Consider the following 16390-nt stretch of genomic DNA (forward strand, 5'->3'; position numbering starts at 1 on the left):
ATGAATTTACCATCAGAATTAAAGTATACTAAAGACCACGAGTGGATTAAGGTTGAAGGAGACGTAGCAACTGTAGGAATTACAGAATTTGCACAAGGAGAATTAGGAGACATCGTTTATGTAGATGTAGATACTTTAGACGATACTGTAGAAGAAGGAGACGTTTTTGGCTCTGTAGAAGCTGTTAAAACAGTTTCAGACTTATTTATGCCTTTATCAGGAGAAGTAATAGAATTTAATGAAGAATTAGAAGAGGAGCCAGAATTGGTAAACTCAGACCCTTATGGAAAAGGTTGGATGATTAAAATTAAAATATCAGATAGTTCACAAATAAATGATTTATTGGATGCTGCAGCGTATCAAGAGCTTATTGAAGGATAACCTTTTTATCATTGCGATATTCATAACAATTACAATTGCTTATTTGAGTTTAAGGAGAATGCCTAAGATAGAAACTGGTATCAATAACGTTGATAAAATATATCATCTTATTGCCTACTTTACACTTTCTGTAACTTGGTTATTCTCTTTTTATAGAAAACCAACTCTAAAATATGTGATTGTTATTTGTTGTATTTTTTTTGGCATAATTATTGAAGTTTTACAACAGACATTAACTACATATAGAACAGGAGATTATAAAGATGCAATAGCAAATACAGTAGGTATTCTCTTAGGTTTTATTATTTTTAATCAAATTTTGAAAAAAATTACAGTTAATTCATACTAAGACTTGTATATAAACCAATAATTTAATTAAATTAGCGAACTATTAAAAACTCTTTACAATGGAAATTAAAAAAAACCCGAAATCAAATTTAGAAAATTACAGTAAAATTTTTATGCAAATAGGTTTGGTTTTAGCACTATTTGTAACTTACGCAGCTATAGAAAACAGAACTTATGATAAAGTTATTGGAGACTTAGGTACAGTGAGCATGAATGCTGATATGGAAGAAGAAACAGTAATTACTGAAAAAATAGAACCTATTAAACCAAAAACTCCACCACCTCCAGCACCAGAAAAAATAGAGATTGTAGAGGATGAGGAAGAAGTTGAAGAAACTGTAATCGAATCTACTGAAACAGATGAAACTGAAGCTGTAGAAGTTGAAGAAATTGTAGAAATTCAAGAAGTAGAGGAAGTTGTAGAAGACGTAAGTTTTATGATTATTGAAGATGTACCTGTATTTCCTGGATGTAAAGGAAGTAAAAACGAGTTAAAAGCTTGTTTTAGTAAAATGGTACAAAAGCACTTCTCTAGAAAGTTTGATGCAAATTTACCAAACGAATTAGGATTATCTTCTGGTAGAAAAAGAGTATTTATCGGTTTTAAAATTGATAAAAACGGTAATATTGTTGATGTTAATGCAAGAGCTCCACACCCAAAAATTAAAAGTGAAGTTATTAGCGTAATGAAACAATTACCTAAAATGAAACCAGGTAGACAAAGAGGTAAGCCAGTAGGAGTAAAATATAGTATTCCTTTTACTTTAATTGTAGAGTAATTTATAATACATTATATAAAAAAACGTTTAGAGTTAAAACTCTAAACGTTTTTTTATGCTTTAAACTTTTTAAATGTCTTATAATATTTTTTAATATTCATAAATTATAGCAAATTAAATATGAAAACTTACTTAATATTAATATTTTCAACTCTACTTTTATCTAGTTGTAAACAAGAAATTAAAAAAAAAGAAAACTTCTCACCTTTAATAGACTACCAATATCTGATTAAAACAAATAACGATTTTAAATCACCTACTGAAACTTATAAAATACGTTACAAATCAGATGGTCTTGAAATAACTGGTTTTCTAACAAAACCAAAAGATTTACAGAAATATCCTACCATAATTTATAACAGAGGAGGTAATAGAGATTTTGGTACTTTTACGACTAAAAGTTTAATATATCAACAATACTTATCATCAAATGGTTTTATAGTACTGTCTTCTCAATTAAGAGGAAATATGCACAGTGAAGGAAAAGATGAATTTGGAGGAAAAGATTTAAATGATATCCTTAAACTTATTGAAATCAATAAATCCCTCAAATATTCTAATCAAAATATTGGAGTATTCGGAATATCTAGAGGAGGTCTAAATGCATACCAAATTTCGAGATTAACCGATGAAATTAAAGCCATTGCAGTTGTTGGTGCCCCAACGGATCTAAGACTTGATTTTGATACTCGTCCAGAAATGTATGAAAAAGTATTAAAAGAATTAATTGGTGACACTATCAATTTTAAAAAGGAGTATGACTATAGGTCTCCAATAAAATGGGTAAATGAGATCAATGAACCAACGCTTATTTTACATGGATCTGATGATTGGAGAGTAAAGCCCATAAATGCAGAACTAATGATTAAAGAAATGAAAAGACTGAATAAGGAGTTTGACTTTCAAATTGTTGAAAATGGCGACCATGGATTAAATACTCACCGTAATATTAGAAATGAAAAAGTAATAAACTGGTTCAGAAAGTACTTAAAATAACCTGATGTAAAGATACTTAGCATAACAATCTCATTAAAGAAACTGGAATAAAAAATAATAGTAGATACTCCATTCTTATATTTAAAACTAACAAAGTATATTAAAACAGTTCTAATTTAGAACCGAAAACGTTTTAATAAATAACCAAGTGTAGTTAGTCCATAAAAAAACTCCAAAAAATTACTTTTTTGGAGTTTCAATAGCCCGTTAATTGGCTAAACAAAAATAAAAATTATTTATTAGCAGCTAATTTAGCTTCATGTTTCCATAAATTTACGCTAACAATTGCATTGTTATTATAATTAATTTCTTTTAAAGATTCATCATTCCAAACAAACCACTTTCCTACTTTTTTGCCATCATTGTATTTGGCAATTTGAGTTTTGTTTCCGTTTTTATCAAAACGAGTCCATTGACCTGTTAATTTTTTATCTTTAAAGTACCCTTCAGTACTAATAGAACCATCTTCGTAATAATAAGTAGCTTTCACTAAATCTCCCTCTATGGTATAAGTTGTTTCTCTATCTTGTGCGTATCCTATTGTTGCTACACAAAGAACTATAAGTGTTAGTATATTTTTCATGACGATAATTTTTTATTGTTATGTTACATGTTCAAATATACGTGAAAAATTACAATTAAGCAACCTTTTAGTAACATTAATTTAACATTGGGGTTTTAAGAATAAAAACAACACCTTTACTATATATAAATTTAAAACAAAGATGATGGCAGTTATGAAGGTTATTTAAGTATTAGCTATTTCTTAAAAAAGTTCGGAAGAAGTGACTAGAGTAACAGTAAAAGAAGCCTTTAAATCAGTAAAAAATATAAGATCTATTTTTTTAAAATCGCAAAGTGCTGTTGTAAATAATGATGAGATTACTGAATTTATAGTAAACTTAAAAATCACATTCAAAGTAAATTAAAAGATAAAACACCCTACTCTAAATTTTTTCTCATAAAATTAAATCGATTTACTTAATACAACAGAATGAATACAATACAAACAATACCAGCAGCACTAGGCATTATTTCACTTTTAATATTATAGTTAAACTTTTTCTTGTTCAATAAGAAACCTTTATTTTTGCATTTAATTTATAAACAGAAGATAAAAAATGAAAAAATATTTAGAGTATTTAGAAAAATTAATTATTGAATATACGCCTAAAGTATTAGTAGCACTAGCTATTTTAATTATTGGTTTATTAGTTATAAAACTAATTGTTAAAGGTGCTAAAAAGGCAATGAATAAGGGTGGTATTGACACTACTCTTCAAACTTTTTTAAGTAATTTACTTGGTTGGGTACTAAAAATATTATTAATAATAGTTGTTATTTCTAAACTAGGAGTAGAAACAACCTCTTTTGCAGCAATTATAGCAGCGGCAGGTTTAGCTGTTGGTTTAGCACTACAGGGATCTCTTGCTAATTTTGCTGGAGGTGTTTTAATTATGATTTTTAAACCTTTTAAACTAGGTGATTTTATTGAAGCACAAGGTGAAAGCGGAACTGTAAAGCAGATTGAGATCTTTACAACGAAACTAAACACTACAGATAATAAAGAAATTATAATTCCTAATGGAACGTTATCTAATGGTAATATTGTTAACTATAGTACAGAAGCTACTCGTCGTGTAGATTTTACATTTGGTGTAGGGTATGATTCTGATATTAAGAAAACAAAAGATCTTCTTTATGGCATTCTAAACAACCATCCATTAATTTTAAAAACTCCTGCTGCTGCAGTTAATTTATCTGAATTAGGAGACAGTTCTATCAATTTCTTTACTAGAGGTTGGGTAAAAAAAGAAGACTACTGGACAGTTAAGTTTGAAGTTATGGAACAGGTAAAAGAAGCTCTAGATGAAGCCGGAATCGATATTCCTTATCCACACAGAGTAAACATCAACAAAAACGAATAATATTTTAAAAGGTTGGTTTCTTTTTCTTTTCAGGAATAACCACAAAATCTTTTAAGTAAAATGGTTCAAAATAAGCGACATCTTCGATGTCGTTTTTTTTGTACTTATCATAAGATAATTTTGCCATTTCTTTAGCAGAAGGGAACATATCATCAATAAAAACTGCATTTTTATGGGTAATTATTTCTTTACATTTATGCGCTCCATCACCTAAAAAGTAAACGGTATTTATTTCTAAATAATCAGAAAAAGAATTTTCATCAATTATCTCTGCTTTAATATCTCTAATTTGTTCATGTTTTTCATTAAAAACAGCAGCATAAACCTCCATTCTTCTAGCATCTAACATTGGTATAATAATGCCTTTCTCTAAAGAAGTAGCATGTGCTAAAGATTCTAATGTTTTAATAGAAATTAAAGGCTTATCAAAAGCAAAACAAAGCCCTTTTGCGGCAGAAACTCCAATTCTAAGGCCAGTATAAGACCCCGGTCCTTTACTAACGGCTACAGCGTCTATTTCAGTAGAAGTAATATTTACTTCATTTAATACATCTAAAATAAAAGGGTGTAATACTTCTGCATGAGAATAATTACCATTATTCAATTCTTTTATTGCTATAACTTTTCCGTCTTTTGCAAGACTTACAGAGCAGTTCTTGGTTGCGGTTTCTATGTTAAGGATAATTGCCAATTGTTCTATTTTTATGCAAATATAAGTTATAGAAAAAAGAAAACCTCGCAAATGTGCGAGGCTTCATAAGGAATCTTTATTTTATTTATTCTAGAATCAATTCTCCAGAATAGAATTGTAATACTTTCGTTTTAAAAACATAATCGTATTTAGAGCGTATCATGGTAGCTTCTGCATTTACCAAACGGGTTCTTACTTGATCAAAATCAAACAAAGTAATGGTTCCGTAATTATAACGTTCTTGTGCATTTTTAAAAGCTTCTTTTTGTGCTTCTAAAGAAATGTTTGAAGCTTCGTAGGTTTTTAATGCAGACTTAACATCTAAAAAAGATTGTTCTATCGTTTGCTTTAAATTTAATTTTTCACTTTCTAATTGAGTTTCAGAAATCTCTTTATTAATCATCGATTTAGCGACACTATTTTTTGTTTGAAATCTGTTAAAAATAGGAATACTAAGAGAAACACCTAATCCGTGTTGTAACCTATCTTCAAACTGGGCAAAGAAAGAAGAGTTCGTTTGATTTGGTAACAAGTTATTAAACTGATGATAATAAGAATTACCAGAACTAACAGAATATGATAAAGTAGGTAAAAAAGCTCCTTTAGAAATATCAATATTTAAATCTGCATTTTCTATTGCCAATTTAGCTCTTTCTATTTCTGGCATTTCCTCTAATGATTTTTCATATACGTCATCAGAATTTTTAAATAATAAAGTTGATGTAGGAGTACCAACATCTATAGAAGTAATATCGAAATTTTGAACCGGTACTTGTAATAGTTGCGCTAAGTTTAACAAAGCTAAGTCTAACGCATTTTCTTGTGCAATAACATTTTGTAAGTCTGTAGCAGCTGTAGATTGCGCGTTTAAAAGATCTCCTTTAGCAATAACTCCAGAATTAAATCTACTCTCCGCAGCTTCAATTTGTTTTTTACTAATCTCATACTGCACTTTACCAGAACTTAAATTTTCTTTAGCAAATAATATATTTAAATAACCATTTACAACAAATAAAGAAATATCATTTTCTATCTTCTTTAAATCTAACAAACTAGACTTTACACCTAACTGAGCTTGTTTATAAGTGTTCGTATTTCTAAAACCATTAAAAATAATTCCACCACCAGATAAACTTAAACTAGATGAAAAATTATTTGTGTTTTTTAATACTCCGTTTTCATCTGAAGATAAACCTGCATTAAATCTTCCTCCAGTAGAAAGGTTTAAGTTTGGTAAAAAATTTCCCTTAGCAATAGCAACATCTTTTTTAGCTAGCTCTAAGCTTAATTTATTTTGTTGGATAGAAATATTTTTCTCTAAAGCTTGATCTACACATTCTTTAAGTGTCCATTGTTTCTGAGAAAAGGTAGTAATAGTGGTTAAAAAAGCTACAAATAGGATCAATTTAGTTTTCAAAACGTATTATTTTTTAGTTGATATAATATAAATTGTAATTACAAAAGAATAACTTTTCTTTTGAAGTTAAAAATAAGACGACTAAAAGTAAAATTTGTTACAAAAAAAAACACTTATAATCCTATTTCTCATTTATCCTTTTATATCTATAAATTACAAAAAGCAAAAGACCTACTAAAAGATAGGGAAATACCATTAAATAGGTTATTCCATTATTAATACCTTCTGCCATAGAACTATCTCCATTTTCTACAACAGCTTTACACATTGCACATTGAGAAAATGAAATTTTCGATGTAAAAAACATCATCAAAAAAAATACTAAAACTCTTTTTTTATACATAGTAAGGAGATATCATTAAATAGACAATTACACCAGTAACAGCAACATACAACCATAAAGGAAAAGTAAATTTGGCTATTTTTTTATGTTGTGGAAAATTACCCAATTTTGCTCTCATATAAGTTGTGAGTACAAAAGGAATTACAATTATTGATAAAATAATATGCGTGAATAAAATAAAATAATAAACGTATTTTATAATCCCTTCTCCTCCAAAAGATGTAGAATTTGAACTCATATGATATCCAATATAAAGCAAAAGAAAAATAAGAGAACATGCTATTGCAACCGTATTAAGTTGCTCATGTAATTTTATATTTCCTTTTTTAACTGCAATAACTGCCGCTATTAAAAGAACAGCTGTAACGCCATTGATAGAGGCATAAATTGGAGGTAAAAATGTTAACGGTTCTACATTAAAACCTAAATCTTTTAGATTAACACCAAACAAAGCTGCAACAGCTATAGGAATTACAATGGATAAACCAGTTATAATTTTCTTATACTTTTTTTCTTGTGCTAAATTACTCATTCAACAAAATTTTAATATCTTCTTTTAATTCTTTAACCTGATCTGCAAAACCTTGTTCAGACAAAGCTCTGTAATACATAATAGGATTACCGTACTCGTCTTTTCTAGATCTAATATTTCCTTCTTTATCTACCAAAGCAAATAAGCCAGAATGTTCAAAACCACCATGTTCTTCAGCACCTTTACCTGCAAACAGTTTAAAACCTTTATTAGCTAAATCATACACTACCTCTTCCCCTTTACCCGTTAATAAGTGCCAGTTTTTATGTGTAATCTGATTCACTTTAGCATATTCCTTTAAAACTTCTGGAGTATCAATGTCTGGTGTTATAGAAAAAGAAGCTATTCCAAAATTATTATTGGAAGCAAATTTATCTTGAATTGTTACCATTTTTTTATTCATTAGAGGACAAATGGTTGGACAAGTAGAAAAGAAAAATTCTACAACATATACCTTGCCTTCATAATCTTTATTGCTAATAGTTGTTCCGTTTTGATCTATAAACTCAAAATCCGGAACTTTGTTAAATGTGTATAAGTCATTTTTGCTTGTTCCTTTTTTATCAACCTTATTCAATCTATCTTCTTGGACAAGATCATTGTCATTTATTCTGCTATCTAAGTTTCTAACAACATAAATTCCGAATAAAAGAATAATAAATGAAACACCTATATAAGAATACTTTTTGTTCATAACCCTACTTCTTTTCTATCTGCTTTGTTCTTATTATTTTCTTTAAAAGCGGCATAATACTCGTAATAAAGTACCAATACATCATCTTTTAATTTTGCGTTTAACACAGAAACTGAATTCATATTATAGCCAAATAATTTTCCATCAACACTATCTGCATCTTTCACTCTACCTCTTAGACCTCCATTTTTATCAATCAAAAAAACATTAGATGTATAAAAGTTAGATAATTTATCATTTGAATTAAACCCAGCGTGTAATGCTTTAATTTGTTCTTTAGAGCCTGCTGTAAATTTCCATTTTACCATATCGGTAAAAGCACCTATTTCTTTTTTTAGAACAGCTACCTCATTCTCTTTTCCTTCTGGATAAACAGCAATGATTTGAAATTGATTATATTCTATAAATTTCTTATAAATTTTCTCATTCAAATTAAAGAATCCCCCCTTATTGGAATCCATATCGTTTCCTAGAAAACAAACAACAGAAATCTTGCCTTTAAATGTGTTTGATGAATCTAACGTAGAAATATCTACAACATTGCTTGTAACAACAGGTAGTTTGCTAAAATTATTTGTTCCGGTTGATAAAATTAAAAAACAAATTAATGGGAAAATAAAAAGTAAAAATAAAACAACTCTTTTTTTAGTAAGTTTCATCATTGTTAAAAATTATAAATTAACCGCAAAAAGCGTAAAGTTTTTTTTTTATCACCCCAGGTAAGTTCTTTCTAAGTCTTAATTGGTAATAAAGAAATTCTAGATATTTTATTGTTAGTCTTAGATTATAAGAACCTATATTTTGTATATAAAAAAAGGTGGTTAAAACCACCTTTTTAAATTTTTAAATTACCATTTTACAAGTGGTGCTAAAACGCTATGTAAATAATTACCTTCTATTAAAAAAAGTGTTAATAAATAACAAATTAAGAAAACAGAGGTCCAAACTACAGAACGTCTTAACCATTTATTTTCTGCTTCTAAGTGCATAAATGCCCATGCAATGTAATAAGCCTTTACTAATGTTAAAATGATAAATATCCAGTTTAAAGGACTTGTACCTAAAATACTAGTAAGGTGTAAAGATGCTGGTTTTATAATACCTAATACAACCTCTACAGTAGTTATAAGTGTTAATAGTACTAAAACTATCCAGATTCTTTTTGTGTTTGATTCGTGTGCGTGTGCCATTTTTAATCTTATTTTAGATTCCTACTTTCACAGGAAAGACAATTTAATTAGAACTTTTAGGCAATGCCTAGAGGTCTTTATTTTTTTTATACTAAGTAGAAGAATGTGAATACAAATACCCAAACTAAATCTACAAAGTGCCAATACAATCCTACTTTCTCTACCATTTCATAATGTCCTCTACGCTCGTAAGTACCTAGTACTACGTTAAAGAAAATAATGATATTAATGATAATTCCAGAAAGTACGTGAAATCCGTGAAAACCTGTGATAAAGAAAAAGAAATCTGCAAAACTTGTGTTTCCATATTCATTAACTTTTAGGTTAGCTCCTTCAACAACCATTTTTGTTTTGGCTAACTGCGCCATTCCTTCTTCTCTAGAAAGGATAATCTTCTGTTTTGTTGCTGGGTCAATCAATTCTGAACGAATTAAAACATCAGGATTTGATTTGTAAGATTCCTGAATTTGAGCAACAGAATACGTAGCAATTGCTTCTTCTTTCTCAAACCACAATCCATTTTCTCTTTCGTGTAAGACTCTCCCGTCTGTTCTTTCTCCTACAACAAAATCAGACAATGCTATTTGATGAAATATTGGTTCTCCATCGGCATCAACACCATCTTGTGTTGCAAATTGTAAAAGTCTACCATCTGTAGTTTTTACAGCACCATAAGTACCATTAATAAAGTTTTTCCATTCCCAAGCTTGAGAACCGATAAAAATTATTCCAAAAATAATAGTGGCAAACATGTACCAAGCTACTCTTTTTTGTTTCATTTGATGACCTGCATCAACGGCTAAAACCATTGTTACAGAAGATATAATAAGAATAAAGGTCATTAATGCAACATAATACATTGGTGCATGTACACCATGTAAACCAGGAAAATGTGTAAACACTTCATCGGCGATAGGCCAAGAATCCATAAATTTAAATCGTGTTAAACCGTAAGCGGCTAAAAACCCTGAAAAGGTTAAAGCATCAGAAACGATAAAAAACCACATCATCATTTTACCATAACTTGCTCCTAATGGTTTTTGTGTACCACCATTCCAAGTATCTTTACCATCTGTAGGTATAGCAATATTTGCTTCCATATAATAATCTCTGTTAATTAATTCTTAGTTAGTTTGCCAAAAATAACTATTTTTCATCACCTAATAAAATAGAAAAAGAAAAATAGATAAATCCATAGTATATCTACAAAATGCCAAAAGATTGCACCTAGTTCAAACCCAAGCATATTGTCTGATTTGTATTTGTATTTAAAATGATTATAAATAACAACCAAAAGCACTAGAACACCTGCCAACAGGTGTAAAATATGCATAAATGTAATTCCTATTATAAAAGATGTTGATACAGTACTCTCTGGTCCTGTAAAAAATAACCCTACACTTTTTAACTGATTAAAGCCTACATATTGTTGCCAAATAAACCCTATCCCTAACAATAAAGTAACAACAATCATCACTAAAGAGAGCTGTCTTTTATCATTTTTTAAGAATTTTTGTGAGAAAAAAAGCGTAATACTACTTGCAATAATTAAAAATGTACTGATATAAAATGATTGCGGTAAGTTAAAAGTAACCCAATCATCTCTTTCCATACTTATTACATAAGCACTTGTTAGTCCTGCAAAAAACATCACCATACTAATCATGGAAATCCATAACATAGGTTTTGCAGTCTTTTTCTTAGCAATCACTAATTCTTCTTCTATTCTCTGTTCTCTTACCATTATTAATGTAAAAATTTATCAACTACGTATACAATTTGCACTACTGTAATATATAAAACACTAGACAACATTAATTTTCTAGCATCAACGTTATCTTCACTTTTATGCAACTTAACACCAAAATATAACATATATACTCCTAAAAGAGCAACAATTACAGCTGTTATTGGGTGAATGTAAAATGCTCCAGATAATTTTAAAACTGGAGAAATCGATACCAATATCATTATTACTGTGTAAAAAATAATCTGTTTTACGGCTCCTTTATTTTTTTGCCCCATTGGCAACATATTAAAACCTGCTTTTTTATACTCTTCATGTTGTAACCAACCAATAGCCCAAAAATGTGGAAACTGCCAGAAAAACTGAATCATAAACAAAAAACCTGCTTCCATACCAAATTGATTGGTAGCAGCTACCCAACCTAACATAAAAGGAATGGCTCCCGGAATGGCACCAACAAAAACAGATAAAGGTGTTACTGGTTTTAAAGGTGTATAAACACTTGTATATAAAAATATGGAAATAGCACCAAACAAAGCTGTTTTAGCGTTGATACTATATAATATTGACAACCCAGATACTGTAAATAGTATTGCAATTGTAAGCGCAACATTAACAGACATTCTACCGGTTGGTAAAGGTCTATTTTGCGTACGTTTCATAATAAGGTCTGTATCTTTTTCTATGATTTGATTAAATGCATTTGATGCACCAACCATAAAAAAACCTCCAATGGCTAACATTAAAAGCGTAAAATAATTTACAACATCTATAGCCAATAAATAACCGGCAACGGAAGAAAATACAACACTTAATGACAAACCAACTTTTGTAAGTTGTTTAAAGTCTGAAATTATAGCTTGCATAGATATTTTATTGTCTGTAATTACTGTTGATTCCATTCTATAAAAATAGTTTGCAAAGATATTTGATAATTATGACTTTACCATCCTTTTAGTTGGGTTTTAACTATAAATAAAAAACCCACTCAATAAATTGAGTGGGAAAATTGCTATGAAAAAGAAAAAGTGTGACTTAATTAAAAATCACACTGCAAATGTATATATAATACTCTTATGTTTTTCTTAAAAAAATATTAAAATTTAAAAATCGAAATACCAATTAAACAAATCGGCTCTTACCCCTACTGAAAACCAAACATTAGAACCAGATGGATAACTTGTTAAATCTGAATCTGAAGAGAAATTTCTGTATGATAAACCCGCAAATAGATTTGTATTCGTAGAAGGATTAATTAAATAATTGGCTTGTACGTCTGCAATAAAGACATTTGCAGCATTACCTTGTGCAAGCTCTATACCCGTATCTGACAATCTATCGTTATAAGATTGATAAATATCACCACCATAACTTATTGCCTGATCTTCTAAATCGAATCCCTTTTTACCTACAATAATTTTTGCACTACCACTCCATCTATCTTTTTTATATCTAGCAATAGCAATTGCTTCCCAAAAGTTAGCACCCCACAAATGCCCAAGAGGCTGACTGTAATTACCGTAATTTAATATTGGTGATTTATGTGCAAAGGTATAAGGACGAGCACGATTGTACTCTAACTGTAAAAATAAGTTTTCTACTTTAAAAGCATCAAAGTATTTTACACCTAATTGATATGCGAATTTATGTTTCCAATCGCTCATGTCACTAAAGTTCCCTACAGAAAACTCATCAATTACTAATTGAGAATATAAAGAGACATTATTATTTAGCTTATACTTTCCTGTTAAACCAATAATTGCGTTTCCAGAATCTTCACCTCTATTAAATTCTAAAGACCTATAAAATATAAGTGGGTTTAAGAAACCAGCATCCATTCCATTCTCTCCGGCAGAAATTGCAGTTTCAAAAAAGCCTAAATTTAATTTATCTGTAACATTCACACTTAAATAATGAGCTGCGACATACTTTCTTGCATGTTCATTAGGATCTGATACTGAACTTAAAGATGGTTCTGTATTCCACATCCAAATATTGGTGTATTGTATTTTCCAAATATCTAATTTCATTTTTAAATAAGTAGTTGGAGAAGAAACATCAGACAAAATAAAAGATCTATATCCATCTCCTATAAAGTTTTTACCGTTTCCAAACTGAAACTGCATGTATTTATTTGGTGTATATGCCAAATAGCCTTCTGCAACAGGGTAATCGTGTGAATCTTCTTTAAATCCTTTTGTCTTCCCCCTTCCAGGAACTAAACCTTCGGAATTTTGGGGTCTTACATTGGCTGCATTATTTGTTACAAAGCTATTTACATATTCTGCAAACCTACCTTGACTTTCTGCATAAGTAGTAGAAAATGAAAAGTTGTTTCCAATTTCTCCATTTACATTTACAATTCTAGAATTATTAAAGGTGTAATCTACATCAGAATTGTCTTTTCCCATTTGAACATCAAACAGCAAATCTACCGTAAGCCAATAATCGTCTTTTTTTACTTGTACCAAATGCTCATTCCAGACCTTTTTACCTAACCAAGTTTCTTTATTTGGTTTTAAAAATTTCTTTTTTTCTTTAGTTAAATCGTAATATGGCTTTATATCATCATACGTATAAGGTTTAGACGCGGTGTGCGTTCCTTTTGCTTTGTGCAACGCAAATTCATAATCTACATAGCTTCTATGTGTAAAAGGTATGTTTAGTTTACTACTATGTTCTAAAAAAGTAGAGTCTGCAATTCTCTTTTTTGCTACAACATCTATTAAGCTTTCTTTTTTAATTTCTAATGTAGTATTGTCTACAACAACATCACTATCATTCGTTAAAGGAAATTTAATTGGAAGCTCGAATTTCATTTCTATTGCATGGTCATTATACCAAGCAGGTGTAATTTTCGAAAACACCTTAAAAGCTCTCTTTACTTCGTCTCTAATTTCATCGAAAGGCGTGTCTACATATATTAATTTAAACTCCCCTTCTGCTGTAACAGCAAAAATAGTATTGGCAGAACCAACAAAACCTTCTTCTTTTGCAATTGCCGGTGTTTCAAACTCTGCAAAAAACAGTTCTCTTGTTTGGGCATAGAAACAATCTTTTAAAGATTGAACTTCTACATCTTTACAAGCATCAAAAACGGGGTACTTTTCTTCTTGAGCAAAATATATTGAGGGAAATAATAAAACTAGAAATATGTATTTTTTTATCATCCTATAACTTTATAATGGTATTATTTTTTAATTGATATTGTTCTTTACTTTCTTTACAGACTGCAATTCCGTTTTTATTAAACTCTAATCGATGTCCGTATTCACTAACCCAACCAATTTGTTTGGATGGATTACCAACTATAAGTGCAAAAGGTAAAACTTCTTTGGTTACTACTGCTCCCGCTCCAATAAGGGCGTATTCACCAATAGTATTTCCACAAATAATAGTAGCATTTGCCCCAATACTTGCTCCTTTTTTCACTAAGGTTTGTTGGTATTCATTTTTTCTTTTGATAGCACTCCGTGGATTGATTACATTTGTAAAAACCATAGAAGGTCCTAAAAAGACATCGTCTTCGCAAATTACTCCTGTGTAAATAGATACGTTATTTTGCACTTTTACATTTTTACCCAAAACTACTTCTGGAGAAACCACTACATTCTGACCAATATTACATTGTTCACCAATAACACAATGAGACATAATATGACTAAAATGCCAAATTCTGGTATCTTTTCCGATACTGCAATCGTTATCTATTACAGCCGTTTCATGTGCAAAATATTCTATCAAAATTAGTATCCTGAATTACTGTTTTGTTCTTTATTTACAATCTCTTTAGAAGATGATGTACCAATTCTATCTACTCCTAAATTAACCATTTTTACAGCCATTTCATAATCTCTTACGCCGCCTGCTGCTTTTATTTTTAATGGTTTTGCATTTTCTGCAATTAACTTCATTGTTTCTAACGTTGCTCCGTTAGGCAAATTGTTTTCTGTTTTAAAAAAACCTGTTGATGATTTCACAAAAACATTCTCTGCATTTTCTTCACCAAAATCAGTAAAAACAATATTTTTAATTAAGCGCGAAATTACAATTATTTCTTTGTTTGTTAAGGCAGCAACTTCAATTATCCATTTTATTACTTTGTTATGTTCCAAAGCAAGTGCAATCCCTTTTGTAATTTCATTGGTAACCAATTGTAATTCACCTCTTTTAAAGGCTTCGTAATTCACAACAAAATCTAACTCATCTGCCCCTAAATTAATAGCTTCTTGTGCTTCTTCTAATTTTTCTTGAGTAGTATAAGTTCCTTCATGAAAACCAATTACAGTTCCAATAAGAATACTTTTATTTGCCTCTTGAAGCATTTCCTTAGCTAAAGGAATGTATTTAGCACGAATCATAATTAATTTATAATCGTACAAAATAGCTTCTTGAATTAAATGAATAACGTTTTGTTTATTTTCTTCTTCCGTAAGATTCGCTTGACTTGCTGTTTTTAAGTAAGTAGCGTCTAAATATTGACTGATTTTCATCTTGCTAAAATAACAAATAATAAAATATTTTCAACATAAAACCCAACCTTTTGGTTGGGTTTTATGTTATTCTAAACTAAAAGCAATGGGCAAGTTATACCTTACTTTAACAGTTTTACTATTTTGTATACCTGGTTTAAATTTTGGTAACTTCTTAATAACTCTTAAAGCCTCTTTTTCTAATGTTTTATATGCAGTCCTTATTTTAACATCAACTATTTCTCCTTTATCATCTATAACAAACTGAGTATATATTTTATGTTTACCAGTGCCTAAACCTATTTCACTTGCCAATTCCACATCAAAATTACGCTGTACAAACTGTTTCATTTTTTTCTCAAAACAAACCTTATTTTCTTCTTTCGATAAATTATCACATCCTTTAAAAATGGGTGCATTTTGTATGTTGATAAAATCTACATCTTCTACAAATTTCTCTTCAACATTAACCTCTACAACATTTTCTATATCTATTAAAACTGGATCTTCTGCTGTAACATTATCAATAATATTTTCAATGATATTATTATCACCTTTTACAACCTCATCTAAAATAATTGGTGCTGCTTTTATAATCTCTATTTTAGGAATAACCTTAGGCTCTTTTGTAAAAATGACATCTGTATCTGGTGCTACATAAACGACTTCTCTTTTAGTAGTTTCAAAATCTGCAACTATTTTCTCTTCGGTTTGGTGCTCTAACGTTATAAAGATAATAAAGAGCACTAATACCAACCCTAACTGTGTAAAAATATTAGAGAATTTCTCTAATTGTTTTCTTGGTAATTTTTTGGTGTTTCTCATAATTCAAAAGTTTTTAAATGTTAAAACTTTGTTAAAACAATTAACGT

Annotated in this window: 20 protein-coding genes; 6 read left to right on the forward strand and 14 right to left on the reverse strand. The window is 29.5% G+C overall.

Going from position 1 to position 16390, the window contains the following annotated elements:
* The 4 genes from gcvH (at position 1) to H0I29_RS05500 (ending at position 2504) form a co-directional block, all read left to right on the forward strand.
* Positions 1–381 (forward strand): glycine cleavage system protein GcvH, encoded by a 381-nt coding sequence (gene gcvH / locus H0I29_RS05485; RefSeq protein WP_218731845.1) that lies wholly within the window; start codon positions 1–3, stop codon positions 379–381.
* Between the two features lie 58 nt (positions 382–439).
* Positions 440–730: a VanZ family protein gene (locus tag H0I29_RS05490; RefSeq protein WP_254712703.1), complete on the forward strand. Its 291-nt coding sequence runs from the start codon at positions 440–442 to the stop codon at positions 728–730.
* Positions 731–788: 58 nt separating this feature from the next.
* Entirely contained in the window at positions 789–1508 is a 720-nt protein-coding gene (locus tag H0I29_RS05495) for an energy transducer TonB (RefSeq protein ID WP_218754696.1), read from the forward strand.
* A 120-nt stretch (positions 1509–1628) separates the two neighbouring features.
* Positions 1629–2504, forward strand: coding sequence for a S9 family peptidase (locus H0I29_RS05500; protein ID WP_218754697.1), 876 nt, complete (start codon positions 1629–1631; stop codon positions 2502–2504).
* A 232-nt stretch (positions 2505–2736) separates the two neighbouring features.
* On the opposite strand, the gene H0I29_RS05505 is transcribed toward H0I29_RS05500, so the two are convergent.
* Entirely contained in the window at positions 2737–3087 is a 351-nt protein-coding gene (locus H0I29_RS05505) for a toxin-antitoxin system YwqK family antitoxin (RefSeq protein WP_218731848.1), read from the reverse strand.
* A 202-nt stretch (positions 3088–3289) separates the two neighbouring features.
* Between H0I29_RS05505 and H0I29_RS05510 the strand changes: the two genes are divergently transcribed.
* A complete protein-coding gene (locus tag H0I29_RS05510) occupies positions 3290–3433 on the forward strand; it encodes a dodecin domain-containing protein (RefSeq protein WP_368384602.1) in 144 nt (47 codons plus the stop codon).
* Between the two features lie 192 nt (positions 3434–3625).
* Positions 3626–4432: a mechanosensitive ion channel family protein gene (locus H0I29_RS05515; protein WP_218731849.1), complete on the forward strand. Its 807-nt coding sequence runs from the start codon at positions 3626–3628 to the stop codon at positions 4430–4432.
* Positions 4433–4436: 4 nt separating this feature from the next.
* On the opposite strand, the gene tsaB is transcribed toward H0I29_RS05515, so the two are convergent.
* From tsaB to H0I29_RS05580, 13 genes are all read right to left on the reverse strand, one after another.
* Positions 4437–5123, reverse strand: a complete 687-nt coding sequence (gene tsaB, locus H0I29_RS05520; RefSeq protein ID WP_218754698.1) for a tRNA (adenosine(37)-N6)-threonylcarbamoyltransferase complex dimerization subunit type 1 TsaB — start codon at positions 5121–5123, stop codon at positions 4437–4439.
* A gap of 85 nt (positions 5124–5208) precedes the next feature.
* Complete coding sequence (locus tag H0I29_RS05525) at positions 5209–6540, reverse strand: TolC family protein (RefSeq protein ID WP_218731851.1); 1332 nt, start codon at positions 6538–6540, stop codon at positions 5209–5211.
* Positions 6541–6875: 335 nt separating this feature from the next.
* Positions 6876–7415 (reverse strand): DUF420 domain-containing protein, encoded by a 540-nt coding sequence (locus H0I29_RS05530; protein ID WP_218731853.1) that lies wholly within the window; start codon positions 7413–7415, stop codon positions 6876–6878.
* On the reverse strand, positions 7408–8109 hold the full coding sequence (locus H0I29_RS05535) for an SCO family protein (protein ID WP_218731854.1): 702 nt from the start codon (positions 8107–8109) through the stop codon (positions 7408–7410). Before H0I29_RS05535 ends, H0I29_RS05530 begins: the two co-directional genes overlap by 8 nt.
* The gene (locus tag H0I29_RS05540) at positions 8106–8771 is read right to left on the reverse strand and encodes a hypothetical protein (protein WP_218754699.1); all 666 of its coding nucleotides are present in this window, start codon (positions 8769–8771) and stop codon (positions 8106–8108) included. Before H0I29_RS05540 ends, H0I29_RS05535 begins: the two co-directional genes overlap by 4 nt.
* A gap of 186 nt (positions 8772–8957) precedes the next feature.
* Complete coding sequence (locus tag H0I29_RS05545; protein ID WP_165731605.1) at positions 8958–9299, reverse strand: cytochrome C oxidase subunit IV family protein; 342 nt, start codon at positions 9297–9299, stop codon at positions 8958–8960.
* Between the two features lie 86 nt (positions 9300–9385).
* Complete coding sequence (locus tag H0I29_RS05550) at positions 9386–10399, reverse strand: cytochrome c oxidase subunit 3 (RefSeq protein ID WP_218754700.1); 1014 nt, start codon at positions 10397–10399, stop codon at positions 9386–9388.
* Positions 10400–10455: 56 nt separating this feature from the next.
* On the reverse strand, positions 10456–11043 hold the full coding sequence (locus H0I29_RS05555) for a cytochrome c oxidase subunit 3 (protein WP_218731857.1): 588 nt from the start codon (positions 11041–11043) through the stop codon (positions 10456–10458).
* 2 nt (positions 11044–11045) lie between these two features.
* Positions 11046–11948 (reverse strand): heme o synthase, encoded by a 903-nt coding sequence (gene cyoE, locus H0I29_RS05560; protein ID WP_218731858.1) that lies wholly within the window; start codon positions 11946–11948, stop codon positions 11046–11048.
* A gap of 201 nt (positions 11949–12149) precedes the next feature.
* Positions 12150–14216 carry a gliding motility protein RemB gene (locus H0I29_RS05565; protein ID WP_218754701.1) on the reverse strand — a complete coding sequence of 689 codons (2067 nt, stop codon included), beginning with the start codon at positions 14214–14216 and terminating at the stop codon, positions 12150–12152.
* A 1-nt stretch (position 14217) separates the two neighbouring features.
* Positions 14218–14790 (reverse strand): acyltransferase, encoded by a 573-nt coding sequence (locus H0I29_RS05570; protein WP_302849948.1) that lies wholly within the window; start codon positions 14788–14790, stop codon positions 14218–14220.
* Positions 14791–14792: 2 nt separating this feature from the next.
* Positions 14793–15539: a deoxyribose-phosphate aldolase gene (gene deoC / locus H0I29_RS05575; RefSeq protein ID WP_218754702.1), complete on the reverse strand. Its 747-nt coding sequence runs from the start codon at positions 15537–15539 to the stop codon at positions 14793–14795.
* A gap of 66 nt (positions 15540–15605) precedes the next feature.
* On the reverse strand, positions 15606–16343 hold the full coding sequence (locus H0I29_RS05580) for an energy transducer TonB (RefSeq protein WP_218754703.1): 738 nt from the start codon (positions 16341–16343) through the stop codon (positions 15606–15608).
* Positions 16344–16390: the final 47 nt, after the last annotated feature.

The sequence above is a fragment of the Polaribacter sp. R2A056_3_33 genome (assembly GCF_019278485.1).
Lineage (GTDB): Bacteria > Bacteroidota > Bacteroidia > Flavobacteriales > Flavobacteriaceae > Polaribacter.